Origin of the sequence: Streptomyces purpurogeneiscleroticus, assembly GCF_020024005.1 — a bacterium.
GTDB lineage: Bacteria > Actinomycetota > Actinomycetes > Streptomycetales > Streptomycetaceae > Streptomyces > Streptomyces purpurogeneiscleroticus.
On the sequence record NZ_NHSG01000193.1, the window covers coordinates 16,111 to 41,719 of the forward strand.

Below are 25,609 nucleotides of genomic sequence, written 5' to 3' on the forward strand. Positions count from 1 at the left end.
CGCACATCATGGGCATCGGCTGGTGCATCGGTCTGCTCGCCGCCGGAGGAATCCTTACCTTCGCGGTGGACTGGCAGATGGCCGGGGTCAACCTCGATCTCGTGGGCCTGATCCTGATGGCGGTCGGCATCATCGGCATCGCCGCTTACGTCAGCATCTTCAAGCGGCGGCGCATGCAGCCACCGCCGCCCGCAGCGCCCGTGATCGAGGAGACCCACCGGCATGGCTACGAGTGAGATAACCGTCGCTCTGTGACCACCTGATACGGGACCGGAGAACGAAGACCGGACCGAAGGACTTGAAGGGGCGCCCGCGCGAAGACCGCGCGGGCGCCCCTTCTGTCTGCCCGCACGTCCCGTCATGTCCCGCGCCCGGCCGCCCGATGTCCCGCGCGCACCGTCCCACGCCCACGTCCCAGCAGGTCGGCACCGTTCCCGGGACGTCCCGGCGGGCGGGATGTCCCATGGGACACCACAGCCCCGGATTCCCCCTGTGCCCCGCCCAATGATGGTTCTCGTCGCCGAGGCGGCCGGTCGGCACGACGCCCCGGCAGCCTCCGTCAAACGAGGGGAATCCACCATGTCGCAGACCGACGACACGACATTCCGCACGACTGCCGGCACCCGGGCACCGGTTCGTACGCCCCGCAGGGCGGCGCTCCGCAGGGTCCTTCCCGCAATCGCCGCGGCGGGCATCGGGATCGCCGGCATCACCGGGTGCTCGGGCGGTGACGCCAAGGCGGACACCGGCACCAAGGCCGCCGCGCAGACCACCGTCAAGACGCGGGACACCAAGGCCGACCTGAAGACGCAGGGCGCCACGGCCGCCACCATCAAGAAGACCGCGGCCGGCAGCACCTTCCCGACCTGGGGGACGCGCTGGGTTGTGCATGCCTCGCCGGACACGAACTCGCCCTCCGTCGGCATGATCAACAAGGATGCGCCGGGCCAGGACAAGATCACCGTCGACTACCAGGTCAACACGGGCAAGAAGGTCTGCGAAGGCAGCTCCTGCTCCACCTACATGGCGCACCTGACCGGCCCGGTGACCGGCTTCCTCAGCGTCGTCGCGGTCGACATCCCGCAGGACTCGCTGCCGGGCGTGCCCGTGCAGGGCGGCCCGCCGCCGGCCCCGGCGCCCGGCGGCACCCGCGGCGAGGCGCTGCAGCGCGCGGCCACCTGGCTGACCGCCAACAACGGTGCGCAGGTGCCCTACAGCCAGGCGAAGAACTGGAAGGACGGCTACCGCCAGGACTGCTCCGGCTATGTCTCCATGGCACTGAACCTGGGCGCCCCCGGCACCAACACCGTGGGGCTCACCAGCTCGAAGATCACCCGGCCGATCGCCGTCAACGACCTGAAGCCCGGTGACCTGCTCATCGACGCGGCAGGCGACAGCAACACCCGGCACGTCGTGATCTTCGAGAAGTGGGACAACCCCGCGCACACCTCCTACACCGCGTACGAGCAGCGCGGCGGCCACGGCACCGACCACCGGTCCCTCACCTACGGGCTCAACGGCGGTGAGTTCAAGCCCTACCGCCCCGTGAAGTTCACGGACTGATCCGGTCGCTTTCCGGATCCTGTAACGAGAGGCACTTCCGCCACAGGGGAGCGGAAGTGCCTCTCGCGGTGCGTACCGCGGCTGTGCTGGAATGCCGTGCGTGCATGGGAAACCGAACCGCACCACCAGTCCCCGCCGGAAACCGCTCGCGCCCCTGCCCGACCAACTCGCCGGACCGGTACGCGACTTCGTGTCCGGGCTGCGGCACATGCATGGCGAGCTGGGCCTGAGCCTGAAGGAGCTGGAAACCAGGCTCCCGGCCAGCAGATCGTCCCTGTCCCGCTACCTGCGGGGCCAGAGCCTGCCCGACGAACGGCTGTTGGTGCAGTGGTGCAAGCTCTCCTTCACCGGCGAGGACCGGCTTCCGGAGCTGGTACGGCTGCTGCACCTCGCCAACGATGCGGCGTCGGCAGGCAATTCGGAGAGCACGGAGGTGCCCGGCGGCTCACCGGAACGGCCGCCGACATCGGCGCCCCGGCTGAAGCCGGTCCTCGTGGGCGTGGCGACGGTCGTGGTCCTCGCGGTGGCAGCCGTCGTGACGTGGGGGCTGGTCGACGACAACGACCCGTCGAGCAAGGGTGTTTCACGTGAAACACCGGCGGCCGAGGACACCGAGCGCATCACGGTCCACAACGTCGACAAGGAGTGCCGCCCCAAGCACACACGCGAGTGTTCCATGGGACTGGCCATGGACCCGTACATGGCCTACCGGCCGTCCAACATCGGCGGCCGGGTCTGGCACGGCGACCGACTGACCGCCGTCTGCCGGATCGCCAACGGCGTCACCGTCACCGACGAGTCCGGCGGGCACAGCAGCATCTGGTACGAGGTCCGGAAGGACGGCAGGACGCTGTGGATGCCGGGCATCCGGATCAAGCCCGACCAGTTGCAGTACTCGAAGCTCCGCAACTGCCCGGACTGATCCACTACCGACGGATGATCACGCCTCGCTGTCCAGCCCCGCCAGGACCAGCCCGAGCCGGGCGGTCCCGTCCGCGGTGACCGTGACCGGCACGCCCCAGTCCTGCTGGTGCACATGGCAGGCCGGGTACTCGATGTCCGGGTCGTCGTCGCAGGACGCGGCCATCGCCGAGACGTGCAGTACGCCCTCGGTGACCCCGTCCGCCAGGACCAGGTCGCGGCTGAGGTCCGTATCGGCGCCGTCGCCCTCCGCCAGCAGCTCCGGCGGGGTCGAGCTGACCAGCAGCCGGGTGGACGGCCCGTAGCGGGTGTCCAGCTTCTGCCCGGCCGGCGCCTGGAAGACCACGTCCAGCCGGAGCCGGCCGGGGGCCACCTCGGTGGCGGCGCGCTGGGTGCGGTGCGCGACCGACTCCACCCGTACCGCCTCCTCGGGCAGCCGCAGCCGGGTCAGCCGGTGCCGGGCCGACTCCACGACGACGATGTCGTCACCGACGAGCACCGCGTCCGACGGCTCCCGCAGGTCCGTGGCGAGCGTGGTCACCTCGCCGCTCGCCGGGTCGTAGCGGCGCAGCGCGTGGTTGTACGTGTCGGAGACCGCGACCGAGCCGTCCGGCAGCGCGGTGACGCCCAGCGGGTGCTGGAGCAGCGCCTGATCGGCGGCGCCGTCGCGGTGGCCGAAGTCGAAGAGGCCGGTGCCCACGGCCGTGTGCACGACGCCCTCGCGGTCGATCCAGCGGACCGCGCTGGTCTCGGAGTCGGCGATCCACAGCCGGTCCCCGGCGGCGGCCAGGCCCGACGGCTGCGCGAACCACGCCTCGGCGGCCGGCCCGTCCACCAGGCCCTCGTTGGTGGTGCCCGCCGCGGCCCGCACGGTGCCGGCCTCCGGGTCGTACGTCCACAGCTGGTGCACGCCGGCCATGGCGATCCACACCCGGCCGTCGAAGTACGCCACGTCCCACGGCGAGGAGAGGTCCACCTCGCGGGCCGGGCCCTCGGTGGGCGAGCCCTGCCACCACTGCTTGCCGGTACCGGCGACGGTGCCGACCTCGCCGCTCTCCGGGTCGAAGACGCGCAGCGCGTGGTTCACGGTGTCGGCGACGATCACCTTGCCGTCGGGCAGCAGTGCGAGGCCCTGCGGCTCGCTGAAGGCGGCTCGCTCGGCCTCGCCGTCCGTCAGGCCGCGCTCTCCGGTACCGATCCGGCGGAGCACGCTCTCGCCGTCCGCGTCCAGCTCCACGAGCTGGTGACGGGTGGTGTCGGAGACCAGGAAGGAGCCCCCGGGCAGCTGGATCGCCTTGCCGGGGAAGCGGAGATCGGTGGCGACCGGCTCGGGCGGTACGTACGGGCCGTCCCCGCGCCGCAGCGTGCCCTTGGCCTCGTGCTCCGCCTCCAGCTCCTCGACCAGCTTCTCGATGGCGTGGGCGTGGCCCTCACCGGCGTGCTGGGCGACGACATAGCCCTCGGGGTCGATGACGACCAGCGTCGGCCAGGCGCGGACGGCGTACTGCTTCCACGTGGCGAGCTCGGGGTCGTCCAGGACGGGGTGCTCGACCTCGTACCGCTCGACGGCGTCGACGACGGCCTGGTGCTCCGCCTCGTGCACGAACTTCGGGGAGTGCACGCCGACGATGACGACGGTGTCGCGGTGCCGCTCCTCCAGCTCCCGCAGCTCGTCCAGGACGTGCAGACAGTTCACACAGCAGAACGTCCAGAAATCCAGGACGACGATGCGTCCCCGCAGGTCGGAGAGGGTCAGATCCTTGTCGCCGGTGTTGAGCCAGCCGCCCTTGCCGATCAGCTCGGGGGCCCGGACGCGCGCACGTGAAGCCATGTGGACATTCAACGCCACCCACCCGGTCGCGCATTCCAGCGGGGCCCGCGGGAAGTCCTCAGGACATGAGATACCTGGTACGCGACCGGATCTTCGGGATCGGCGAGGACTACTGGATCGAGGACGAGAGGGGCCGCAGCGTCTTTCTCGTCGACGGCAAGGCCCTCCGGATGCGGGAGACCTTCGAGATCAAGGACCGCGCGGGCCGGGTCCTGATCACCCTGCGCAAAAAGGTGCTGAGCCTGCGCGACACGATGACGATCGAGCGGGACGACCAGGTCATCGCCACCATCCGGCGGAAGCGGCTCTCGCTGCTGCGCAACCACTACCGGGTGGAGCTGGTGGACGGCACGGAGCTGGACGTCAGCGGCAAGGTCCTGGACCGCGAGTTCGCGGTCGAGTACGACGGCGAACTGCTGGCGGAGATCTCCCGGCGCTGGCTGACCGTGCGGGACACCTACGCGGTCAACGTGGTGCGGGAGGACGCCGACGCCGCACTGATCATCGCGATCGCGGTGTGCGTGATCCGGCTGGCGGAGCGGGAGCGCGAGGACTGACCGCCCCCGCTCCCGCACCCCCGCAGGTCACGGCTTCGGCAGCCCCAGCACGCGGTCCCGCAGCACGGGGAAGGAGTGCCGGACCTTGCCGACCAGCTCCGGGTCCAGCTCGGCGCTGATGATCTCCTCGTCGGGCCCGGCCTCGGCGAGCACCTCGCCCCACGGGTCGACGATCACGCTGTGCCCGGCCTGCTCGACCCCGGCGTGCGTGCCGCCCGTGCCGCAGGCGAGTACGTACGTCTGGTTCTCCACCGCCCGGGCGCGGGCCAGCAGCGACCAGTGCGCGCGGCGCCGCGCGGGCCAGCCGGCCGGTACGACCAGGGTCCGCGCGCCGGCGTCCACCAGCTGCCGGAACAGCTCGGGGAAGCGCAGGTCGTAGCAGGTGGCCAGGCCGAGCGTGGCGTCCGGCAGCGCGACCGTCACCGGGTCCGTACCGGCCCCCAGCAGCGTCGCCTCACCCTTGTCGAAGCCGAAGCGGTGGATCTTGCGGTACTGCGCGGCGCGCTCGCCGTCGGGGGAGTAGACCAGCGAGGTGTTGTAGAGGACGCCGTCCGCGCCTCGCTCGATGACGGACCCGGCGTGCAGCCAGACGCCCGCGTCCCGCGCCGCCGCGGACATGACCTGGTGGGTCGGGCCGTCCAGTGCCTCCGCGACCTCCTCGAAGGCGTCGAAGGCGAAGGCGCCGACCGGCCACAGCTCGGGGAGCACGACGAGATCCGCTGCCGCCTGGGAGCGCACGAGTGAAGCCACCCGCTCCCGGCGGGAATTGACCGGTTCCTGCTGGTCCACACCGACTTGGATCAATGAAGCGCGCACAGTACCACCGCCTGGTCTTCCGAGCCCGGTCCGTCGTCAAAAAATGCCTACGATGGTCACCCGAAAGCACTGCCGGGGTGCCCGTGCGCAGCGTAACTTAACTGCACAGACAGCAGCCCGCGTACAAACCGTCCGAGGGGTCCCGTGACCGTCCACCCAGTCCTTCAGCCCTCCATCGACGCCTGGACGCACTCCATCGAAGCAATATCCGAGCTGGTGACGCCACTCGTGGAAGGGGAGTGGAATCGCGCCACCGAATGCCCCGGCTGGTCGGTGCGGGACGTCGTGTCCCACCTCATCGGCCTGGACTGCGAGGCGCTGGGTGACCCCCGCCCCATCCACTCGCTGCCGCGCGATCTCTACCACGTACGCAGCGAGTTCGCGCGGTACATGGAAATGCAGGTCGACGTCCGCCGGCACCACACGGGCCCGGAGATGACGGCGGAGCTGGAGTACACCGTCATCCGCCGCGCCCGGCAGCTGCGCAACGAGACGCGCGAGCCGGACGCCACGGTCCGCGGCCCGCAGGGCAAGGAACAGACCCTCGAACACGCGCTGAAAATGCGGGCATTCGACACCTGGGTGCACGAACAGGACATCCGCCGCGCGCTCGGCGAGCCCGGCAACCTCGACTCCCCCGGCGCCCACCTCACCCGCGACTTCCTGCTGCCGGCGCTGGCCAAGGTCGTCGCCCAGGACGCGGGCGCGCCGGCCGGCTCCGCCGTGGTGGTCGATGTGACCGGCCCGGTGGAGTTCATGCGGACGGTACGGGTCGACGCACAGGGCCGCGGAACGGTCGACGGCAGCGTCTCGCTGGGACCGGCTGTCACGATCTCGACGGACTGGGAGACCTATGTCCGGCTGGCCTGCGGCCGGGTGCGGCCCGCGGCCGTCGCCGACCGCATCAAGACCGAGGGCGACCAGGAACTGGCCGGGGCCGTGCTGGAGCACTTCGCGGTGACGCCGTAAGCGCGGGGCGCGCGCCCCGAAGCGCCCAAAGCGCCGGCGGCGCACGCCCCGCCCGGGGCGGTCACACCGGTACGTGCACCGCCTCCACCCGGCTCGCCACCGTCCGCTCGCGCTCGCGGCGCGCCGCCCGCTTGCGCAGCCGCAGGATCTGGCTGAGGCCGATCGCCTCCAGGACGAAGACGGTCGCGAACGCGATGCGGTAGTTGTCGCCGGTGGCGTCCAGCAGCACGCCGACCGCCAGCAGGGTCGTCATCGAGGCAGTGAAGCCGCCCATGTTGACGATGCCGGAGGCGGTGCCCTGGCGCTCCGGCGGGTTGGCCGGGCGCGCGAAGTCGAAACCGATCATCGAGGCCGGGCCGCACGCGCCGAGCACGACGCAGGTGAGGACCAGCAGCGCCATCGGCGCGTGCCCCGGCCAGCAGAGCATGGCGGCCCACAGCGTCGCCGTGGCGCCGACGGTACCGAGCGCCAGCGGCATCCGGGCCGCGTGGTGGCGGGCGATGACCTGCCCGTAGACCAGCCCGGAGGCCATGTTCGAGACCACGATGAGCGTGAGCAGCCCGCCGGCCGCGGTCTCGGTCAGCCCCTGCGCCTCGACGAGGAACGGCATCCCCCACAGCAGCAGGAAGAACATCGCGGGGAACTGCGTGGTGAAGTGCACCCACATGCCCAGCCGGGTGCCCGGCTCGCGCCAGCACTGGGATATCTGCCGCCGTACATAGCCGCCACCGGCCGCCGGCGGGCCCGCGGGCGGCGGCTCGAAGCCCTCGGGGTGGTCCTTGAGGAAGAGGAGGACGAGGGCGATCACCGCGATGCCGCAGACGGCGCTGCCGGCGAAGGTCGGGGTCCAGCCGAGGGTCTCCAGCAGCCGCGCGAGCACCAGGGTGGAGACGAGGTTGCCGGACATGCCGATGAGCGCGGCGATCTGCGCGATCATCGGGCCGCGCCGGGCCGGGAACCAGCGCGTGCCCAGCCGCAGCACGCTGATGAACGTCATCGCGTCGCCGCAGCCCAGCAGCGCGCGGGAGATCAGCGCCATGACGTACGAACCGGACAGCGCGAAGCCGAGCTGGCCGACGGTGTAGAGCGTCGCGCCGAGGATCAGGACCTTCTTGGGTCCCAGCTTGTCGACCATCAGGCCGACGGGTATCTGCATGCCCGCGTAGACCAGCAGCTGCAGGATGGAGAAGGTCGACAGCGCCGAGGCGTTGATGTGGAAGCGCTCGGCCGCGTCCAGTCCCGCGACGCCGAGGCTGGTGCGGTAGATGATCGCGACGAAGTAGACGGCGACGCCGATGCCCCAGACCCACATGGCCCGCCGGCCGCCGGGCGGATCACTGGGCAGCGACATCGGGGTGCTCCGTGCGGTACTCATCGCACGTCCCCCTGGGCGAGGTTCCGCACCCAGCTGACGTGCCGGTGCACGGCGGCGGTGGCCGCCTCCGGGTCGCCGGCCTGCAGCGCTTCGAGGATCTCGGCGTGCTCGGCGATGTTCTTCGCGATCCGGTCCGGGTGCGCGTGCATCACCGCGACGCCCATCCGCAGCTGGCGGTCGCGCAGCTGCTCGTAGAGCCGGTCCAGGATCTGGTTGCCCGCGCTGCGCACGATGGCGGCGTGGAAGGCGCGGTCGGTGACCGAGACGGCGGCCAGGTCACCGGCGGCGGCCTGCTCCCGCATGGTCGCGAGCAGCGACTCCAGCTCCTCGACCAGCGCGGCCGGTGCGGGCACGGCCTTGCGCGCCGCGTGCTCCTCGACCAGCAGCCGGGTCTCCACGACGTCCGCGATCTCCTGTGCGGAGACCGGCAGGACCAGCGCGCCCTTCTTCGGGTAGAGCTTGATCAGCCCTTCGACCTCCAGCCGCAGCAGCGCCTCGCGGACGGGCGTCCGCGACACCCCTACGGCCTCGGCGAGCTCACCCTCGGTGAGCAGCATGCCGCCCTCGTAGCGGCGTTCGAGGACGGCGTGCTTGATGTGTGCGTACACCCGCTCGGCAGCGGGCGGCTGCTTCACGGGGGCGGGAGAGGCTGAGGTCGAAGCTGATGGCATGCGCACAGGATAGATACAACAGGTATGCGTCTGCGATTCCGTCCATCATCCGGACCCCGGCCGGGCGAGGAGACTGCCTACGCCAACTATCCCGACCCTGCCTACGCTCCATGAGCAGTGCGCCACGAGGTCGTGTCCGTCCCGTGACGCCCAGTGATCGAGATGGGGTGCGTCCGCATGTCCGTCAAGAAGAACCTCGCCGTCGACAGGACGGCGCTCGCCCACAAGGTCCGCTACGCCCTGGGCCACCCCGGGCGAATACCCCCGTACGTCCGGCGGGCCGCCAGGGACCGCTGGCTGGCCCTTCACCACCCCGACCACGTGAGCTACTACCGCGCGGTCATGGCGTCCGACACCCGGCGCAACCCCGAGGCGGCGGTCGGCAGCCGGACGCACGACCGCTGGCTCGCGCTCGGCCGGATGCAATTCGACTACCTGCGGGAACACGGCCTCACGCGGCAGTCCCGGATGCTCGACATCGGCTGCGGCAACCTCCGCTCCGGGTGGCGCTTCATCGAGTACCTCGACGCCGGGAACTACTACGGCATCGACATCTCCCCCGACATCCTCATCGCGGCGAAGCGGACGCTGACCGACCACGGGCTCCAGGCGAAGCTTCCGCACCTGACCCTGACCAGAGACCTCACGCTGGACTTCCTGCCCGACGCCCACTTCGACGTCGTGCACGCGCACAGCGTCTTCTCGCACTCACCGATCGAGATCATCGACGAGTGCCTGGCGCATGTGGGGCGGGTGCTGGCGCCCGGCGGCTTCTTCGACTTCACCTTCGACCGGACCACCGGCACCGAACACCAGGTGCTGCGCGAGGACTTCTACTACCGCACCGAGACCCTGACCGGTCTCGCCGCGCGGCATGGCCTCCAGGCCCACTTCATGGACGACTGGGAGACGCGCGGCCACGGCCAGTCCAAACTCCGCGTCACCACGGGCTGACGGCCTACAGGCGGCCCGCCTCCGTGAGGCGGCGGACGACCTGGCGGAAGGCGGGCGCGCAGACGGCGAAGTCCTCGGCGTTGTGCCAGGCGACCTCTGCGATCTCGCGGCCCGGGACCGGGTCCACGGTGGCCGGGCCGCCCGTGAAGCAGGTCATGTGCAGGCGGCGGCCGGCGCGCCCGTGTGCCTCGTCGTGAATGGTGAACGCCTCGGTCAGCTCGCCCGCCGGCACCTGTACGCCGACCTCCTCGGCCAGCTCGCGGGAGAGCGCCTCCGCGGCCGTCTCACCGGGCTCGTACTTGCCGCCGGGCAGGTAGAACGTGTCGTTGCCGCGGGTGCGGACGCTCAGCAGGCGGCCGTCCCTGATGTGCAGCCAGGCGACGGAGCGCAGGGGCGGGAGGGCGTCGTCCGGGGCGACGGGGTCAGTGGTGATCTGTGCTTCGGTCATGCCGGTGACGGTAAGCAGGGCGGCGCGGCGACACCAATTCCTTTTCGCCGACGCCGCCCTGCCGGGCCGCTCGATCGCCTACTGCGACCAGGCCCCTCGATCGCGTACTACGACCAGGTGATCAGGCGCTTCGGGCGCTCCAGGATCGCGGCGGTGTCCGCCAGGACCTTGGAACCCAGCTCGCCGTCGACCAGGCGGTGGTCGAAGGAGAGTGCCAGGGTCGTCACCTGGCGCGGCTTGACCTTGCCCTTGTGGACCCAGGGCTGCTCCTTGACCGCGCCGAAGGCGAGGATCGCGGACTCACCGGGGTTCAGGATGGGCGTACCGGTGTCGACGCCGAAGACGCCGACGTTGGTGATGGTGACCGTGCCGCCCGCCATGTCCGCCGGGGAGGTCTTGCCCTCACGGGCGGTGGCGACCAGTTCGCCGAGGGAGGCGGCGAGCTGGGGCAGGGTCTGGGCGCCGGCGTCCTTGATGTTGGGGACGATCAGGCCCCGGGGAGTCGCCGCCGCGATGCCCAGGTTCACGTAGTCCTTGCGGACGATCTCCTGGTTCTCCTCGTCCCAGGAGGCGTTGATCTCCGGGTGGCGCTTGATGGCGACCAGGAACGCCTTGGCGACGAGCAGGAGCGGGTTGACGCGGACGCCCGCCATGTCGGGGTCCTGCTTCAGCTCCTGTACGAGCCGCATCGTGCGGGTCACGTCGACGGTGATGAACTCCGTGACGTGCGGCGCGGTGAACGCCGAGTTCACCATCGCCTGGGCGGTGGCCTTGCGTACGCCCTTGACCGGGATACGGGTCTCCCGGGCGGCGGCGACGGCCTCGGGGGCCGGCGCGGGCTCGTGCGGGGCCGGCTCCACGTCGTACTCCGGCACGGTGGCGGGCGCGGCCGCCGCGTGCACGTCCTCGCGGGTGATGATCCCGTCGGGGCCGCTGGGGACGACCGTGGCCAGGTCGATGCCGAGGTCCTTGGCGAGCTTGCGGACGGGCGGCTTGGCCAGCGGACGCTCGGCGCCCGCCGGAGCGGCAGGCGCGGCTGCCGGTGTTTCACGTGAAACAGGCGCCGGCTCAGGTGCCGTGTACCCGTTCAACTCCGCCTGGACGGCCCCCTGCACACCGTTCGCGGTGCCGGGCTGCGCCTTCCGCGCGCGCCGCTTCGTCGAGGACGGCGCGGCGCCGTAGCCGACGAGCACTGCCTTGCGGCCCTCCTCGCCGCCCTCGGCGGCCGGCTCGGCGGCTTCCGGAGCGGCCGGGGCCTCGGCGGGACCCGCGCCCGGGTCGGTGTCCACGGTGATGATGACCGTGCCGACATCGACCGTGGTGCCCTCGCCGAACCGGAGCTGGTGCACCACCCCGTCGTACGGAATGGGGAGTTCGACGGCCGCCTTGGCGGTCTCGACCTCACAGACGACCTGGCCGTCGGCGACGGTGTCGCCCTCGACGACGTACCACTTGAGGATCTCCGCTTCGGTCAGTCCCTCGCCCACGTCGGGCATCTTGAACTCGCGGAAGCGCTGATCGGTTGCAGTCATGGTCACGACTCTCCTCAAGCCCCTCAGTACGCCAGCGACCGGTCGACCGCGTCGAGCACCCGGTCGAGGTTCGGAAGGTACTCGTCCTCCAGCCGGGACGGCGGGTACGGGGCGTGGTAACCGCCCACCCGCAGCACCGGTGCCTCCAGGTGGTAGAAGCACCGCTCGGTGATCCGCGCGGCGATCTCCGCGCCGGAGCCGAGGAAGACCGGCGCCTCGTGCACGACGACCAGGCGGCGGGTCTTCTCGACCGAGGACTGGAGCGTGTCGAAGTCGATCGGGGAGAGGGACCGCAGGTCGACGATCTCGACCGACTTGCCCTCCTCGGCGGCGACCTGGGCGACGTCCTGGCAGACCTTGACCATCGGGCCGTACGCGGCGAGCGTCAGGTCGCTGCCCTCGCGGGCGACGCGGGCCTTGTGCAGCGGGTGCGGCAGGGCTTCGGTGTCCAGCGCGGACTTGTCGTGGTAGCGGCGCTTGGGCTCGAAGTAGATGACCGGGTCGTCGCCTGCGATGGCCTGCTGGAGCATCCAGTAGGCGTCCGAGGAGTTCGACGGGCTGATCACCTTCAGGCCGGCGACGTGCGCGAAGAGCACCTCGGGCGACTCGGAGTGGTGCTCGACCGCGCCGATCGCGCCGCCGTAGGGGATACGGATGACGACCGGCAGCTTGATCTTGCCGAGCGCGCGGGCGTGCATCTTGGCGAGCTGGGTGACGATCTGGTCGTACGCGGGGAAGACGAAGCCGTCGAACTGGATCTCCACGACCGGGCGGTAGCCGCGCAGGGCCATGCCGATCGCGGTGCCGACGATGCCGGATTCGGCGAGCGGGGTGTCGATCACCCGGTCCTCGCCGAAGTCCTTCTGCAGGCCGTCGGTGACGCGGAAGACGCCGCCGAGCTTGCCGACGTCCTCGCCCATGACGAGGACCTTGGGGTCGGCCTCCATGGCCGTGCGCAGCGACTCGTTGATCGCCTTGGCGATGGTGATCTTCTCGAAGACGGCCATGTCAGTGCTCCTCCGCGAACGCGGCCTGGTACGCGGCGAACTGGGCGCGCTCCTCGTCGACGAGCGCGTGCCCGTCGGCGTAGACGTGCTCGAACATCGCCATGTCATCGGGGTTCGGCATGGTGCGCACGGCGTCCCGCACCCGCTTGCCGAGCGCCTCGTCCTCCTTCTCGACGGACGCGAAGAACGCCTCGTCGGCCATCCCCTCGGCCTCGAGGTACCGGCGCAGCCGCAGGATCGGGTCCTTGGCCTCCCAGGCCAGCAGCTCGTCGTTGCCGCGGTAGCGCGTCGGGTCGTCGGAGGTGGTGTGGGCGCCCATGCGGTACGTGAACGCCTCGACGAGCATCGGGCCCTGGCCCGTCCGCGCGCGCTCCAGCGCCGCCTTGGTGACGGCGAGCACGGCGAGTACGTCGTTGCCGTCGACCCGTACACCGGGGAAGCCGTAGCCGCGGGCGCGCTGGAAGAGCGGCACCCGGGTCTGCTTCTCGGTCGGCTCGGAGATCGCCCACTGGTTGTTCTGGCAGAAGAACACCACGGGGGCGTTGTAGACGGCGGCGAAGGTGAAGGACTCGGCGACGTCACCCTGGCTGGACGCGCCGTCACCGAAATAGGCGATGACGGCGGAGTCGGCGCCGTCCTTCTGCACGCCCATCGCGTACCCGGTCGCATGCAGCGTCTGCGAGCCGATCACGATCGTGTACAGATGGAAGTTGTTGCTGTTGGGGTCCCAGCCGCCGTGGTTCACGCCGCGGAACATGCCCAGCAGGTTCGTCGGGTCCACCCCGCGGCACCAGGCGACGCCGTGCTCGCGGTAGGTGGGGAAGACGTAGTCGTCGTCGCGCAGCGCGCGCCCGGAACCGATCTGCGCGGCCTCCTGGCCCAGCAGCGAGGGCCACAGGCCCAGCTCGCCCTGGCGCTGGAGGGTGGTCGCCTCGGCGTCGAACTTCCGCGTGAGCACCATGTCGCGGTACAGGCCGCGCAGCTCGTCGGCGGACAGGTCGATCGCGTACTCCGGGTGCTCGACCCGCTCCCCCTCCGGGGTGAGCAGCTGGACGAACTGGTCCGGATCCTGCTCCGCTGAAGCCTTGGCCCTCGGCTTGGCCGGGGCTTTCTTCGCGGTCGTGCGCTTGCCGCTTCCGCGTGTGGCTTTTCGTGCGGCACTGCTGTCCACGGTCACGTGCTGCTCCTCCGTCTGTCCGGCCCCCGGGGTCCGCCGGTGGCCGTATTGCGGCTCACCCGGTATCCGATACGGCGCACGGGGTGTGTGCGAACGCGGTCAGGCCCGGGTGGAACAAAACTGCCCCGGACGTGGCCTGCCCATGCACGTTACCCATTTCCCGAGCCTAAGCGAAAACGGCCCTGACCTGCGATTTTGCTTGGATTTCCAAGTAAATCGGAGAGGGTGGGAACAACTCCTGGTCACAGCGTTGCAGGCCGCCGGGACAACGGCACGTTATATCGGCGGGCCGCGGCACGGGAAGGGTCGGTGTGTGAGACTGAAGCCGTGCACGAAGACGGAAAAATCACGGTATTCCTGCTCGACGACCACGAGGTCGTGCGGCGCGGCGTCCACGACATGCTCACGGTCGAGAGCGACATCGAGGTGGTCGGCGAGGCCGGTACCGCCGCGGATGCCCTGGTCAGGATCCCGGCGACGCATCCCGACGTGGCCGTGCTCGACGTCCGGCTGCCGGACGGCAGCGGTGTCGAGGTCTGCCGTGAGATCCGCTCGCAGAACGAGGACATCAAGTGCCTGATGCTCACATCTTTCGCCGATGACGAGGCGCTTTTTGACGCGATCATGGCTGGTGCGTCCGGTTACGTACTCAAGGCCATCCGCGGGAACGAACTGCTCTCGGCCGTCCGGGACGTCGCGGCCGGCAAGTCCCTGCTGGACCCCGTGGCCACCGCGCGGGTCCTCGAACGGCTGCGCGACGGCAACGGTCCCAAGGGCGATGACCGGCTGGCGAACCTCACTGAACAGGAACGACGCATCCTCGACCTGATCGGCGAGGGACTGACCAACCGCGCCATCGGCGAACGACTGCATCTGGCCGAGAAAACCATCAAGAATTACGTCTCCAGCCTGCTGTCCAAACTCGGCATGGAACGCCGTTCCCAGGCCGCCGCATACGTCGCCAGAATGCAGGCAGAACGCCACTGACCGCGTTTATAGCGGGCTGACCTGCGGCGTAACGAATTTCGGGACCAACGTCCCCGGTGAACCAGGGGCTGCCGCCCCTACAGCCGCGCCCACGCCGCCGGGCAGGCTGGTTCCCATGCCCGACGAATTCCGCGCACTGGAACTGCTCAGCCGTACGCCTTACGGCCGGGTCTCGGCCAGCCAGCGGGCGCTGCCCTTCACCACGATCGCCCGGCACGTCGTGACCGGGGGCCGGCTCCTGCTGCGCCTGCACCGTGGCTACGGCTACCACCGCGCCCTGGACGGCAGCGTGGTCTCGTACCAGGCGGACAACCTCGCCGGCGGCGAGCCCGAGACCTGGACCGTCCAGTTCACCGGCACGGCCCGCGTCGCACACCCGGAGCAGGCCGACCACGACGCCTTCGGGCGCACCCCGGCCCTCGCCGACGGCGAGCCCTTCGATCCGGTGTTCCTGCACATCGAACCGGTCTTCGCCAAGGTCCACACGCTGACCGATGTACCGGTGTTCCGGTACGCCCATTCAGGCTGACCGATAGCCGACCGGTGCGGCGGGGCGGCCCGGGCCATGTGATCTAACATCTGACGGGTGCTGCGCTCATCTGCGGTCCGGACGGCAACGGCGCCCGACGGACACATCCTCGGCTCCCTGCTGCGCCGCTACGAAGGCGCCGGGGAGCCGCTGACGTGCGAGCCGGTCGCCGAGGGCCTGCTCAACCACGGCTACCGGCTGGTCACCACGCGCGGCCGCTTCTTCCTCAAGCACCACCTCGACGCCGACCGCGCCGACTGCTCCGCCCTCGTACGGCAGCACCGCGCCACCCGCCTGCTGGGCGCCATGGGCCTGCCCGTCGCGCCGCCCGTACGCGCCGCCGACGGCCGCACCGTCGCCGTCATCGACGGCCGCTGCTACGCGCTGCACCCCTGGGTCGAGGGCCGCCACCTGGACGGCGCGGCCCTCACCCCCGCCCAGTGCCACCGCCTCGGCGCGCTGCTGGGCCGGGTCCACGTGTCCCTAGCCCAGGTGATGCCCGACGAGCCGCCGCAGCCCGGCCAGGAGAGCGCCGACCCCGCCGCGACCTTCGTGGGCATCGACGAGCTGCTGGCGCTGGCGCGGGACGCCCGCCCGCACGACAGCTTCGACGCGCTGGCCGAGCACCGGCTCCTGGAACGCCGCGCCCTGCTCGCCGCGCACGCCCACCACCGGCCGCCCCGCGCGGCGCCCGCGGGCTGGGTGCACGGCGACTTCCATCCGCTGAACCTGCTCTACCGGGGCGCAGAGCCGGCCGCGATCGTCGACTGGGACCGGCTGGCGGTCAAGCCGCGCGCCGAGGAGGCCGTACGGGCCGCCGCGATCTTCTTCGTACGGCCCTCGGGCAGCCTGGACCTGGCGAAGGTGGCGGCGTACGCGCGCGCCTACCGGGGCGCCTCGGGCGTCGGCCCGGAGGAGCTGGCGGCCGCCGTGCACCGCGTCTGGTGGGAACGCCTGAACGACTTCTGGATGCTGGACTGGCGGTACCGGCTGGGCGATCGGCGGGCCGACAGCCTCTTCCCCGCCTCGGCCGCGCTCGCGGTGTGGTGGACGGACGAATACGCGGCGGTACGCGGGGCCTTCACGGGCTGAGGGCCGCCGGGGACGGTGTCCCTGGCGGCCCTCAGTAGCCGTGTGCGGTCCTCAGTGGCCCTGTGCGGCGCTCACTGCTCGCCTTCACCGTCCGGCGGCGGGATGATCGGGGACTGCTCGTCCGTCGGCGCGTCGGTGGGCGTCGTCGGCTCCCCCGTCGGCTCGCCGGTCGGCTCACCGGTGGGCTCCGTCGGCTCGCCGGTCGGCTCGTCCGTCGGCGACTGGGTCTCCGTCGGTGTCGGCTCTCCGGTCTCCGTCGGCGTCTGGGTGTAACCACCGGTGTTGCCGCCCGTGCCGGCGGGCAGCGTCGCCTCCGTCGTCGGCTCCTCCGTCGGCGGCTCGGTGGTCTTCTCGTCCTTGCTCTTCGTCGCCGTCGGCGTGGGCTTCGGCTTCTTCGGCTGCTCGTCGCCACCGGTGTTCTGCAGGGCGATGGCGACGCCGGCCACGATGGCGATCAGCGCGAGCGCCGCGATCAGCCAGATCTTGCCCTTGCCGCCCTTCGAGCCGCGCGGACCGCCCTCGTACCCGCCGTCGTCGTCCCGCCCGCCCGGCAGGATCGGCTGCGCGGCCGTCGAGCCCTGCCCCGGGTGCGCCATCGCCGTCGTGGCCGCGACACCCGCCGCGGGTGTCGAGCCGCCCTCGTGCACGGCGACCGGGCCGGTGCTCCACGTACCGGTGTGGCCGCCCTGCTCGTGCAGCATCTGCAGCGCGTACTGGACCAGTCCGCGCATCTCCTCCGCGCTCTGGAACCGGTCGTCCGGGTCCTTCGCGAGCGAGCGCATGACCAGCCCGTCCAGCTCCGGCGGCACCGCCTCCAGGACCTCGGACGGCGGCACCGGCATGTCCTGCACGTGCTGGTAGACCACCGACAGCGGGGTCTCGCCGACGAACGGCGGGCGCAGCGCGAGGAGTTCGTACAGCAGGCAGCCGGTCGCGTACAGGTCGGAGCGGGTGTCGACGGTCTTGCCGAGCGCCTGCTCGGGCGAGAGGTACTGCGGCGTGCCCATGACCATGCCGGTCTGGGTCATGGTGTTCGACGCGCCGTGCAGGGCACGCGCGATGCCGAAGTCCATGACCTTGACCGCGCCGCTGTTCGTGATGATCACGTTCGCGGGCTTGATGTCGCGGTGCACGATGCCGTGCTGGTGGCTGTAGGCCAGCGCTTCCAGCACCCCGGAGACGATGATCAGCGCCTGGTCCGGCGGCGGTGCGTCGGCGTTGAGCAGCAGGTCACGGATGGTGTGGCCCTCGACCAGCTCCATCACGATGTACGGGATGGTGTTGCCGCCGACCACGTCCTCGCCCGAGTCGTAGACGGCGACGACGGCGTGGTGGTTCAGCCCGGCGACGGACTGTGCCTCGCGGGTGAAGCGGGCCTTGGACACCGGGTCCTCGGCGAGGTCGGAACGCAGCAGCTTCACCGCGACCGTGCGGCCCAGCCGTACGTCCTCGGCGGCGAACACCTCCGCCATGCCGCCCCGGCCCAGACGGCTCGTCAGGCGGTAGCGCCCGTCACCGACCAGACCACCGTTGCCCCACATCTCCGGTGCGTCGGGGATATTGGAGCCGGTGGCTTCAGGATCGGACGGGCCCTGGGGGCTCTGCGTCTGTGCCATCGGTCCTCGCCGTCGAATCGATCCGCGTGCAACGCGGTTTTACGTCTCGGTCTTCGCAAGAGCACGCTACAGGCTCCGCGGCGCGCACCGGTTTCGTAAGGGGACCGGCCATCAAACCGTTCACCGGCCACATGTCGCAAGTTCACTACGAGTGACCGTTTTGCCCGGCGGTTGCTGACAGAGTCGTGACAGGTTTCTGACACGCTCGCGACAACCCGCCGCGGCAGGAATGGCAGGCTCCCGTCAGGTGACGCGGCGGTGCCGGGATGCTGCCCATCTGGTCACGGAACGGGCACGCAGCTTGACTGGTCGGAGCCCTGAGGCACACTTGGCTGCGGAATTCCAGAACCTGGCCGCCCGGTCGCATACCGGGCCCGGCCAGCAACAGAACAGCCCGAACAGTGCCGCGTACGGGATGCCGGGCAGTGCGCCGAGGGGGAAACGGAAAACATGAGCCAGGACGGCGCACAGGCCCACGGCACGGGCCGTTCGGTGGGACGGGGACGCTACCAGCTCCGTGATCTTCTCGGCACCGGCGGCATGGCCGCCGTCCACCTCGCGTACGACAGCGTGCTGGACCGCGAGGTCGCGATCAAGACGCTGCACACCGAGCTCGGCCGCGAGCAGGCGTTCCGCGAGCGCTTCCGCCGCGAGGCACAGGCCGTCGCCAAGCTCTCGCACACCAACATCGTCTCGGTGTACGACTCCGGCGAGGACGAGCTCGACGGCGGCACGACGCCGTACATCGTCATGGAGTACGTCTCCGGGCAGCCGCTGCGCGACGCCCTGGACGCCGATATCGCGCAGTACGGCGCCATGCCCACCGAAAAGGCGCTGAAGATCACAGCCGATGTGCTGGCGGCCCTGGAGACCAGCCACGAGATGGGCCTGGTCCACCGGGACATCAAGCCCGGCAACGTCATGGTGACCAAGCGCGGTGTCGTGAAGGTCATGGACTTCGGCATCGCGCGCGCCATGCAGTCCGGCGTCACCTCCATGACCCAGACCGGCATGGTCGTCGGCACCCCGCAGTACCTCTCGCCCGAGCAGGCGCTGGGCCGCAGCGTCGACGCCCGCTCCGACCTGTACTCCGTCGGCATCATGCTCTTCGAGCTGCTGACCGGGCAGCTGCCCTTCGACGCGGACTCGCCGCTGGCCATCGCGTACGCGCACGTACAGGAGGAGCCGCCGGCGCCCTCCAGCATCAACCGCTCGCTGCCGCCCGCGGTGGACGCGATCGTCGCCCGCGCGCTGAAGAAGAACCCCAACGAGCGCTTCCCCACCGCCCAGGCGATGCAGGACGAGTGCCTGCGCATCGCCCAGTCCGGGCAGTCCGGCTCCTCGCCGGTGATCATCGGTGGCCAGGGCCCGCGCTCCAGCGGCGCGTCGGTGGCCTCCGCGGTCTTCCCGTCGGCGACCGGCAGCCCGGCCACGGGCGCGCCGAACGTGCAGAACCCGTACACGCCGCCGCCGGCGAACGGGCAGTACGGCTACCCCCCGTCGACCCCGCCGCCGCCGAGCCACGGTTACCCGACCCCGGCGCCCGGTCCGTACCACGGCGGCATGCAGACCCCGCCGCCGTACACGATCTCGCCGCAGAGCGGCGGGCCGGGGACCGGCGGCGGCAAGAGCAACAAGCCGGTGCTGATCGGCTCGGCCGCGGTCGCCCTGATCGCCGTCGTCGCGGTGGTCCTGGTCATCGCCCTCAGCGGCGGCGACCCGGAGCAGCCGGGCCCGCAGGCCAACGGCACCGCGCAGCCCTCCGCCTCCGCCACCGAGGACACCGACGACAAGGTCCAGCCGGAGCAGAAGGACCGCACCATCGACCCCAAGGCGTGCACGGAAGCGGTCAAGAGCTACGACGACAAGTCGAAGGTCATGATGCCGAACTTCTACAGCAAGAACCTCACCTCGGTGAAGAACTGCATGCAGCAGGCCGGCTGGCAGTGGGACATCACCTACGAGAACAGCGAGCCCATGTGGGGCAAGAACGCCGTCATCCGGCAGACCCCTGCCGAGAACGAGAGCTTCGACCCCAAGGGCGACGACGAGATCGAACTGGTCGTCTCGACGGGCAAGTCCGGCTGAGCCCGGCGTAGGACACACCTGCACCGAGGGGCCCTTCGCGCGGTGTGCGCGCAGGGCCCCTCGGTGCAGGTTTCCGACGTCCGGTCCGCCCTCCGGCGGCGGTGGCCGTCAGAGGTACGGGCCGGAGCGGGCGCCGCCACGGCCGGGGTGTTCGTCGTCGCCCTCGGCCGGGGCCGCGCCGGGCGGGAGAGCGCGGCGCATCTGCTCCAACTGGGCGCGCGCGGCCATCTGCTGGGCGAACAGGGCGGTCTGGATGCCGTGGAACAGGCCCTCCAGCCAGCCGACCAACTGAGCCTGTGCGATGCGCAGTTCGGCTTCGGTGGGCACGGAGTCCTCGGTGAACGGCAGGGACAGCCGCTCCAGCTCCTCCACCAGCTCAGGGGCCAGCCCGTCCTCCAGCTCCTTCACGGAGCCGGCGTGGATCTCCTTCAGACGGACCCGGCTCGCCTCGTCCAGCGGGGCGGACTTCACCTCTTCCAGCAGCTGCTTGATCATGCTGCCGATCCGCATGACCTTCGCGGGCTGTTCGACCATCTCCGTCACCGGAACCTCGCGTGGCTCATCGTCGCCGCCTCCACCACCGGAGCCTGCGCTGCCGAGAGCCATGCCGTCCGGGCCGACAACCAGGACGTGCGGGCTCTCCTGCGACCGTTCGTTCATCGGCATATCCATGCCGCCATTCTCTCGTACATGCAGTAGGAACAGTTGTGCCCCGAGGAACTATTGATCCACCCTCGCGATGCGTCCCGTCACAGTACTTCGCCACTGTTCAGGGTTTTAGCGGTACATGTGGGCTTTTTCCGAGATGCCGTGTTTGTGGGCTCATGTGACCCTGATTACGTCACTCGACGGTTCGGCACGGGAGGACACGGCGTGGTTCCAGGACTCCGCTCACTCATCGTCGCCGGACTGCTGACGACCACCACGCTGCTTCCCACCACCGCCGTACCCGCGGCCGCCGCCACCACGCATCTCCCCGTGCGGGCGCACGCCCGGGCGGCGGATCCCCCGCAGCCGCAGTCCAGCGACGGGCTGCCCGCCGACAGCCGGCTCCCCGTACGCGGGTCCGGCAAGCCGCGGCCGACCGTGCAGGACCAGACGGGTACCGGCACCACCGGCCACCGCCCCCAGGCGCCCGGCACCTCGGCGTCCGCCGGGGCGTCGGAGACTCCGGCGGAACCGGACGGCAGTCCCTCGCCGTCCTCGACCGCCTCCGGGCCGAGTCCGTCCGCCGGTCCGAGCGACTCCGCATCGGCGTCACCCGCACGGCCCACCCCGAGCCACTCGGCCTCGTCCGGCAGGCCGAGCCGGCCTGTGACGCCGTCCCGGACCGGCGCCGTCACTCCGTCCGGTACCGGCGAAGGGCCGACCCGGCCGAGTACGCCGCACACCTCCGATGCCTCCGAGAGCGCCGGCACGGCGCCGAAGGACCCCGGCGCGAGCGACCGGCCGGCCACTGGCTCGGACCGCCCGTACGCGCCCCTCTCGCCGCACAGCCGGGGAACACACGCCTGGCAGACGCTGCGGCCGCCGCACCATCCGGCGGCCGCCGGGCCCTCCTCGACGAGCCGCGAGACCACCGGCGCCGTCCGGCCGCCCTACGCCCCCGCCGAACACGCCGCCCGGGTCGCCCGCGTCCTCCCCTTCGGCGCCGGGCTGGCGCTCACGGGGCTGGGACTGGCGTTCATCGGGCTGCGACTGCGGCGGCGGTGAGGGGGCGTACGGGAACGGCCCGGCTGCTGACGGCTCAGCCGACCGTCAGGACGATCTTGCCGATGTGACTGCTCTCCTCCAGGACGCGGTGCGCCTCGGCGGCGTCCGCCATCGGGAGCGTGCGGTCCACGATCGGCCGCACCTGGCCGTTCTCGATCAGCGGCCAGACGTGCTCCCGTACGGCGGCGACGATCGCGGCCTTCTCCTCGATCGGCCGGCCGCGCAGCGACGTCGCGGTGACAGCGCCCCGCTTGGCCAGCAGCGCGCCCAGGTTCAGCTCGCCCTTCCGGCCGCCCTGCAGACCGATGATGGCCAGCCGCCCATTGGTGGCCAGCGCCTTGACGTTGGCGTCCAGGTACTTCGCGCCGATGATGTCGAGGATCACGTCCGCGCCCCGGCCGTCGGTGGCCTTGCGGATCTCCTCGACGAAGTCCTGCTCGCGGTAGTTGATAAGCACGTCAGCGCCCAGCTCGCGGCAGCTCTCCAGCTTCTCGGCGCTGCCCGCGGTCACGGCCACCTTCGCGCCGACGGCCTTGGCCAGCTGGATCGCCATGGTGCCGATGCCGCTGGACCCGCCGTGCACGAGCAGGGTCTCGCCGGGCCGCAGATGCGCCACCATGAAGACGTTCGACCAGACAGTGCAGGTCACCTCGGGCAGCGCGGCGGCCTGCGTGACGTCGAGGCCCTTGGGCAGCGGCAGCAGCTGACCGGCCGGCACCGCCACCTGCTCGGCGTAACCGCCGCCCGCCAGCAGCGCGCAGACCTCGTCGCCGACCGCCCAGCCGCTCACGCCCGGGCCGACCTCGGTGATCGTGCCGGCGCACTCCAGGCCGGGGTAGGGGGAGGCGCCGGGCGGCGGGTCGTAGAAGCCCTGGCGCTGCATCACATCGGCGCGGTTGGCGGCGCTGGCCGCGACCCGCACCAGCACCTCGCCTTCGGACAGTTGTGGCGCGGGCACCTCGGCCCACACCAGGGCCTCGGGTCCGCCGGGTTCGGGAATGGTGATCGCACGCATGGCCGCGAGGCTACTCGCCTCCGTACCGGACGTACGAGCACCACCCACGCTGTCCGTGCGGGCCGCGTTTCACGTGAAACAACCCCGCGTGTACGTACCGGACGTACGCGCGCGGAAGGACGGCTCGTGCGAAGCCCTGCGCGTCCGCGGCTAGCCCCCGAGGTCCTGCTCGTCCGCGCGGCTAGTCCCCGAGGTCCTGCTCGTCCGCGCGGCGGATGACCCGGTCCTTCTCGTCCGCCCGGCGCATCGGCTGGACGCCGGAGCCCGGCAGGCCCTGGGAGGCCGGGCGGCCCAGCTCCGGCTCGTCCTTCGGTACCGCGCGGACGATCGTGATCAGCCGGTCGGCGTGCTGCAGCGGGCTCGCCGCCGGGTCGTCGTACGCCAGCAGCCGGTGGCCGCGCAGTACGGAGACGACCAGGTCGCCGGTGTCCCGTACCGACTTGCCGACCTCCGCCTTCACCACCGGGCGCTCGATCAGGTCCAGCCCGCTGCCCTGCTGGATCAGATCCTCCATGACCGTGCTCGCGCTCGGGCTGTGCACGGACAGGCCCAGCAGCCGGCCCGCCGCGCTCGCGGAGGTGATCACGGAGTCGGCGCCGGACTGCCGCAGCAGCGGCGCGTTCTCCTCCTCCCGGACGGCTGCCACGATCGTCGCCTTCTTGTTGAGCTGGCGGGCGGTGAGCGAGACGAGGACCGCGGTGTCGTCGCGCTGCGTGGCGATGATGATCTGGTGGGCGCGCTGGACCTCGGCGCGCAGCAGTACGTCGCTGCGCGTGGCGTCGCCCAGTACGCCCGCGAACCCCTCGGCGACGGCCGCGTCGATCACCTTGGGGCTCGGGTCCACGATGACGATGCGGTCCCGGCTCGCGCCCGTGGCACGCAGCGTCTCCACGGCCGACCGGCCCTTCGTACCGAAGCCGACGATGACGGTGTGGTCGCGCAAGGCGGTCCTCCAGCGGTTCAGCCGCCACTGTTCACGGGTCCGCTCGGTGAGGACCTCGAGGGTGGTGCCGACCAGGATGATCAGGAACAGGACGCGGAGTGGCGTGATGAGCAGGATGTTCAGCAGCCGTGCGGTGTCTCCGTACGGGACGATGTCGCCGTATCCGGTGGTGGAGAGCGTGACGGTCGCGTAGTAGACGCAGTCGAGGAAGTCGACCTTGCCGTTGGCGTTGTCGTGGTACTCGTCGCGGTCCACCCAGACGATGAGGACCGTCAGCACCAGCACTATCAACGCCATGACGAGCCGGCGGACCACCTGGCGCAGCGGTGCGGCGGGCGCCCGGCGGGGCAGCTGGACCCGGTGCGAGACGTCTTCGGGCATCCGCTCGTGGGACGCGGCGTCGTGCATGGGGAGCTTCACGCGCGGCCTCCGATGGCGCCGGTGCCCGAATTCGCGACAGCCGTGTCCGGGTTCGTGACGGCGGGGGCCCAGGGGAGACCGAGGAGCACGGCCGGCTCGCCTCCGGCGGCGCCGCCGGGCGGGATCACGGCCAGCGCGTCGGCGGCGGCGATGCCACGCAGCATGGCCGGGCCGTTGAAGTGCAGGGGGTGCGCCACGACCGCTCCCTTCTCGTCCGTGCGGCAGGCCACGGGGACCAGCCGGGTGTCGTGCGGGTGCCCGTGCACGCCGTCGGCGAGGCGTACCCGGCGGGGCTCGGAGCGCATACGGCCCGAGAGCGTACCGAGCAGCGGTTCGGCGAGCGTCAGCAGTCCCGAGACGGCGGCGAGCGGATTGCCGGGGAGACCGACCAGGTGACGGGGGGTACGCGGGGTACGGACGGTGCGCTTGGTGCGCTTGGCGGACCGGCCGCGCGGGGTGGTGCCGTCCGCCGGGTCGAGCCGGGCGAGCAGCATCGGGTGGCCGGGGCGTACCTGTACGCCGTCCACGAGCAGTTCGGCCCCGAGGCGCCGCAGCGTGGGGTGCACATGGTCGACCGGACCCGCGGCCGTGCCGCCGGTCGTGATCACCACGTCCGCCGCCGACGAGGCGATGGCCTCGTACAACACGCCCTCGTCGTCCGCGAGATGACGCGGGCCGATGGTCTCCGCGCCCAGGGCCTGCAGCCAGGGCGCGAGCATCGGGCCGAGCGCGTCCCGGATGCGTCCCTCCTGCGGCAGTCCGCTGTGCAGCAACTCGTCGCCCAGGACAAGGATTTCGACCACCGGGCGGCGGTACGTCCACAGCTCGTCGTAGCCCGCGGCCGCGGAGAGGCCGAGCACGGCCGGGGTCACCGGCGTGCCGGGCGGCAGCAGTTGGTCGCCGTTGCGGCACTCCTGGCCGCGCGGCCGGATGTCCTGCCCGGGCGGTGCGCCGCCCGGTGCGGACAACAGCGCGCCGCCGTCGGCCTGTTCCACGGTCTCGCCGTGCTCGGAGCGGAGCACGGCCGAGGCGCCGGGCGGTATCCGTGCCCCGGTGGCGATCCGGATCGCGTGCCCTGCGGGCAGCGGCCGGGCGGGGCCCTGACCGGCGAGGATGCCGGCGGTCGCGGTGGGCGCGAGCGTGCTGGGGGCGGTCACGCGCCAGGGACCGGGACCGGAGACGGCCCAGCCGTCCATCGCCGAGGTGTCGAACGAGGGCAGGTCCGTGAGCGCCGTGAGCGCCCCGGCGAGCACGCGGCCCAGGGCCTCGGGGCCGAGGGGGACGGTGGCTGCCTCCAGCGGCCCGGCCACGGCGCCGGCGGCGGCCGCCCGGGCGTCGTGCCAGGGGGAGTGGGCGCTGTGGCGGTGGGCCGGCGCGGTGCGGGA

Annotated in this window: 24 protein-coding genes; 11 read left to right on the forward strand and 13 right to left on the reverse strand. The window is 71.4% G+C overall.

What is annotated here, in order from left to right:
• Positions 1-8: 8 nt before the first annotated feature.
• The 3 genes from CCS38_RS12390 to CCS38_RS12400 all read left to right on the forward strand — a co-directional run bounded on the left by CCS38_RS12390 (position 9) and on the right by CCS38_RS12400 (position 2,485).
• A complete protein-coding gene (locus CCS38_RS12390) occupies positions 9-236 on the forward strand; it encodes a DUF6458 family protein (protein WP_030259226.1) in 228 nt (75 codons plus the stop codon).
• A 343-nt stretch (positions 237-579) separates the two neighbouring features.
• Positions 580-1,563, forward strand: a complete 984-nt coding sequence (locus CCS38_RS12395) for a C40 family peptidase (RefSeq protein WP_223733282.1) — start codon at positions 580-582, stop codon at positions 1,561-1,563.
• A gap of 91 nt (positions 1,564-1,654) precedes the next feature.
• Complete coding sequence (locus tag CCS38_RS12400) at positions 1,655-2,485, forward strand: helix-turn-helix domain-containing protein (protein WP_372457053.1); 831 nt, start codon at positions 1,655-1,657, stop codon at positions 2,483-2,485.
• 18 nt (positions 2,486-2,503) lie between these two features.
• Here CCS38_RS12400 and CCS38_RS12405 read toward each other — a convergent pair whose 3' ends face one another.
• The gene (locus tag CCS38_RS12405; RefSeq protein WP_223733284.1) at positions 2,504-4,315 is read right to left on the reverse strand and encodes an NHL domain-containing thioredoxin family protein; all 1,812 of its coding nucleotides are present in this window, start codon (positions 4,313-4,315) and stop codon (positions 2,504-2,506) included.
• A 65-nt stretch (positions 4,316-4,380) separates the two neighbouring features.
• Between CCS38_RS12405 and CCS38_RS12410 the strand changes: the two genes are divergently transcribed.
• A complete protein-coding gene (locus CCS38_RS12410; RefSeq protein ID WP_223733285.1) occupies positions 4,381-4,872 on the forward strand; it encodes an LURP-one-related/scramblase family protein in 492 nt (163 codons plus the stop codon).
• Positions 4,873-4,899: 27 nt separating this feature from the next.
• Here the strand turns inward: CCS38_RS12410 and CCS38_RS12415 are convergent, their stop codons facing one another.
• The gene (locus CCS38_RS12415; protein ID WP_223733286.1) at positions 4,900-5,688 is read right to left on the reverse strand and encodes a carbon-nitrogen family hydrolase; all 789 of its coding nucleotides are present in this window, start codon (positions 5,686-5,688) and stop codon (positions 4,900-4,902) included.
• A gap of 144 nt (positions 5,689-5,832) precedes the next feature.
• On the opposite strand from CCS38_RS12415, the gene CCS38_RS12420 reads away from it, so the two are divergent.
• Positions 5,833-6,657 carry a maleylpyruvate isomerase family mycothiol-dependent enzyme gene (locus CCS38_RS12420; RefSeq protein ID WP_223733287.1) on the forward strand — a complete coding sequence of 275 codons (825 nt, stop codon included), beginning with the start codon at positions 5,833-5,835 and terminating at the stop codon, positions 6,655-6,657.
• 61 nt (positions 6,658-6,718) lie between these two features.
• Here CCS38_RS12420 and CCS38_RS12425 read toward each other — a convergent pair whose 3' ends face one another.
• Positions 6,719-8,032 (reverse strand): MFS transporter, encoded by a 1,314-nt coding sequence (locus CCS38_RS12425; RefSeq protein WP_223733288.1) that lies wholly within the window; start codon positions 8,030-8,032, stop codon positions 6,719-6,721.
• Entirely contained in the window at positions 8,029-8,703 is a 675-nt protein-coding gene (locus CCS38_RS12430; protein ID WP_223733289.1) for a GntR family transcriptional regulator, read from the reverse strand. The genes CCS38_RS12425 and CCS38_RS12430 overlap by 4 nt, the downstream gene beginning before the upstream one ends.
• A 177-nt stretch (positions 8,704-8,880) precedes the next feature.
• Between CCS38_RS12430 and CCS38_RS12435 the strand changes: the two genes are divergently transcribed.
• Complete coding sequence (locus CCS38_RS12435; RefSeq protein ID WP_223733290.1) at positions 8,881-9,657, forward strand: class I SAM-dependent methyltransferase; 777 nt, start codon at positions 8,881-8,883, stop codon at positions 9,655-9,657.
• Between the two features lie 4 nt (positions 9,658-9,661).
• Here the strand turns inward: CCS38_RS12435 and CCS38_RS12440 are convergent, their stop codons facing one another.
• The 4 genes from CCS38_RS12440 to pdhA form a co-directional block, all read right to left on the reverse strand.
• Positions 9,662-10,105 (reverse strand): NUDIX hydrolase, encoded by a 444-nt coding sequence (locus CCS38_RS12440; RefSeq protein WP_223733291.1) that lies wholly within the window; start codon positions 10,103-10,105, stop codon positions 9,662-9,664.
• A gap of 107 nt (positions 10,106-10,212) precedes the next feature.
• Positions 10,213-11,637 carry a dihydrolipoamide acetyltransferase family protein gene (locus CCS38_RS12445; protein WP_223733292.1) on the reverse strand — a complete coding sequence of 475 codons (1,425 nt, stop codon included), beginning with the start codon at positions 11,635-11,637 and terminating at the stop codon, positions 10,213-10,215.
• A gap of 23 nt (positions 11,638-11,660) precedes the next feature.
• On the reverse strand, positions 11,661-12,644 hold the full coding sequence (locus tag CCS38_RS12450) for an alpha-ketoacid dehydrogenase subunit beta (protein ID WP_223733293.1): 984 nt from the start codon (positions 12,642-12,644) through the stop codon (positions 11,661-11,663).
• Between the two features lies 1 nt (position 12,645).
• A complete protein-coding gene (gene pdhA / locus CCS38_RS12455; protein WP_223733294.1) occupies positions 12,646-13,821 on the reverse strand; it encodes a pyruvate dehydrogenase (acetyl-transferring) E1 component subunit alpha in 1,176 nt (391 codons plus the stop codon).
• A gap of 327 nt (positions 13,822-14,148) precedes the next feature.
• Here pdhA and CCS38_RS12460 point away from each other — a divergent pair, with 327 nt between their 5' ends.
• The 3 genes from CCS38_RS12460 (at position 14,149) to CCS38_RS12470 (ending at position 16,429) form a co-directional block, all read left to right on the forward strand.
• Positions 14,149-14,808 carry a response regulator gene (locus CCS38_RS12460; RefSeq protein WP_223733295.1) on the forward strand — a complete coding sequence of 220 codons (660 nt, stop codon included), beginning with the start codon at positions 14,149-14,151 and terminating at the stop codon, positions 14,806-14,808.
• A gap of 115 nt (positions 14,809-14,923) precedes the next feature.
• The gene (locus tag CCS38_RS12465) at positions 14,924-15,337 is read left to right on the forward strand and encodes a pyridoxamine 5'-phosphate oxidase family protein (RefSeq protein ID WP_223733296.1); all 414 of its coding nucleotides are present in this window, start codon (positions 14,924-14,926) and stop codon (positions 15,335-15,337) included.
• A gap of 57 nt (positions 15,338-15,394) precedes the next feature.
• A complete protein-coding gene (locus CCS38_RS12470) occupies positions 15,395-16,429 on the forward strand; it encodes a phosphotransferase (RefSeq protein WP_223733297.1) in 1,035 nt (344 codons plus the stop codon).
• Between the two features lie 71 nt (positions 16,430-16,500).
• Here CCS38_RS12470 and CCS38_RS12475 read toward each other — a convergent pair whose 3' ends face one another.
• Complete coding sequence (locus CCS38_RS12475; RefSeq protein ID WP_223733298.1) at positions 16,501-18,045, reverse strand: protein kinase domain-containing protein; 1,545 nt, start codon at positions 18,043-18,045, stop codon at positions 16,501-16,503.
• 450 nt (positions 18,046-18,495) lie between these two features.
• Between CCS38_RS12475 and CCS38_RS12480 the strand changes: the two genes are divergently transcribed.
• Positions 18,496-20,133: a protein kinase domain-containing protein gene (locus CCS38_RS12480; protein ID WP_223733299.1), complete on the forward strand. Its 1,638-nt coding sequence runs from the start codon at positions 18,496-18,498 to the stop codon at positions 20,131-20,133.
• A gap of 108 nt (positions 20,134-20,241) precedes the next feature.
• On the opposite strand, the gene CCS38_RS12485 is transcribed toward CCS38_RS12480, so the two are convergent.
• The gene (locus tag CCS38_RS12485; protein ID WP_223733300.1) at positions 20,242-20,805 is read right to left on the reverse strand and encodes a bacterial proteasome activator family protein; all 564 of its coding nucleotides are present in this window, start codon (positions 20,803-20,805) and stop codon (positions 20,242-20,244) included.
• A gap of 201 nt (positions 20,806-21,006) precedes the next feature.
• Here CCS38_RS12485 and CCS38_RS12490 point away from each other — a divergent pair, with 201 nt between their 5' ends.
• Positions 21,007-21,846 (forward strand): hypothetical protein, encoded by an 840-nt coding sequence (locus CCS38_RS12490; protein ID WP_223733301.1) that lies wholly within the window; start codon positions 21,007-21,009, stop codon positions 21,844-21,846.
• Positions 21,847-21,880: 34 nt separating this feature from the next.
• Here CCS38_RS12490 and CCS38_RS12495 read toward each other — a convergent pair whose 3' ends face one another.
• From CCS38_RS12495 to CCS38_RS12505, 3 genes are all read right to left on the reverse strand, one after another.
• The gene (locus CCS38_RS12495; protein WP_223733302.1) at positions 21,881-22,861 is read right to left on the reverse strand and encodes an NAD(P)H-quinone oxidoreductase; all 981 of its coding nucleotides are present in this window, start codon (positions 22,859-22,861) and stop codon (positions 21,881-21,883) included.
• Between the two features lie 181 nt (positions 22,862-23,042).
• A complete protein-coding gene (locus CCS38_RS12500; protein ID WP_372457054.1) occupies positions 23,043-24,224 on the reverse strand; it encodes a potassium channel family protein in 1,182 nt (393 codons plus the stop codon).
• Positions 24,221-25,609: molybdopterin molybdotransferase MoeA (locus CCS38_RS12505; protein WP_223733303.1), on the reverse strand; the 1,389-nt coding region annotated here is incomplete at its 5' end. The genes CCS38_RS12500 and CCS38_RS12505, both read right to left, overlap by 4 nt.

Bases quoted from the DNA above. Each gene is read 5' to 3' on its own strand.
- CCS38_RS12440 (WP_223733291.1), bottom strand. From the start codon at position 10,105: ATGACCGAAGCACAGATCACCACTGACCCCGTCGCCCCGGACGACGCC.
- CCS38_RS12400 (WP_372457053.1), top strand. From the start codon at position 1,655: ATGCCGTGCGTGCATGGGAAACCGAACCGCACCACCAGTCCCCGCCGG.
- CCS38_RS12445 (WP_223733292.1), bottom strand. From the start codon at position 11,637: ATGACTGCAACCGATCAGCGCTTCCGCGAGTTCAAGATGCCCGACGTG.
- CCS38_RS12425 (WP_223733288.1), bottom strand. From the start codon at position 8,032: ATGAGTACCGCACGGAGCACCCCGATGTCGCTGCCCAGTGATCCGCCC.
- CCS38_RS12405 (WP_223733284.1), bottom strand. From the start codon at position 4,315: ATGGCTTCACGTGCGCGCGTCCGGGCCCCCGAGCTGATCGGCAAGGGC.
- CCS38_RS12450 (WP_223733293.1), bottom strand. From the start codon at position 12,644: ATGGCCGTCTTCGAGAAGATCACCATCGCCAAGGCGATCAACGAGTCG.
- CCS38_RS12430 (WP_223733289.1), bottom strand. From the start codon at position 8,703: ATGCCATCAGCTTCGACCTCAGCCTCTCCCGCCCCCGTGAAGCAGCCG.
- CCS38_RS12495 (WP_223733302.1), bottom strand. From the start codon at position 22,861: ATGCGTGCGATCACCATTCCCGAACCCGGCGGACCCGAGGCCCTGGTG.
- CCS38_RS12410 (WP_223733285.1), top strand. From the start codon at position 4,381: ATGAGATACCTGGTACGCGACCGGATCTTCGGGATCGGCGAGGACTAC.
- CCS38_RS12395 (WP_223733282.1), top strand. From the start codon at position 580: ATGTCGCAGACCGACGACACGACATTCCGCACGACTGCCGGCACCCGG.
- CCS38_RS12465 (WP_223733296.1), top strand. From the start codon at position 14,924: ATGCCCGACGAATTCCGCGCACTGGAACTGCTCAGCCGTACGCCTTAC.
- CCS38_RS12485 (WP_223733300.1), bottom strand. From the start codon at position 20,805: ATGGATATGCCGATGAACGAACGGTCGCAGGAGAGCCCGCACGTCCTG.
- CCS38_RS12475 (WP_223733298.1), bottom strand. From the start codon at position 18,045: ATGGCACAGACGCAGAGCCCCCAGGGCCCGTCCGATCCTGAAGCCACC.
- CCS38_RS12390 (WP_030259226.1), top strand. From the start codon at position 9: ATGGGCATCGGCTGGTGCATCGGTCTGCTCGCCGCCGGAGGAATCCTT.
- CCS38_RS12480 (WP_223733299.1), top strand. From the start codon at position 18,496: ATGAGCCAGGACGGCGCACAGGCCCACGGCACGGGCCGTTCGGTGGGA.
- CCS38_RS12435 (WP_223733290.1), top strand. From the start codon at position 8,881: ATGTCCGTCAAGAAGAACCTCGCCGTCGACAGGACGGCGCTCGCCCAC.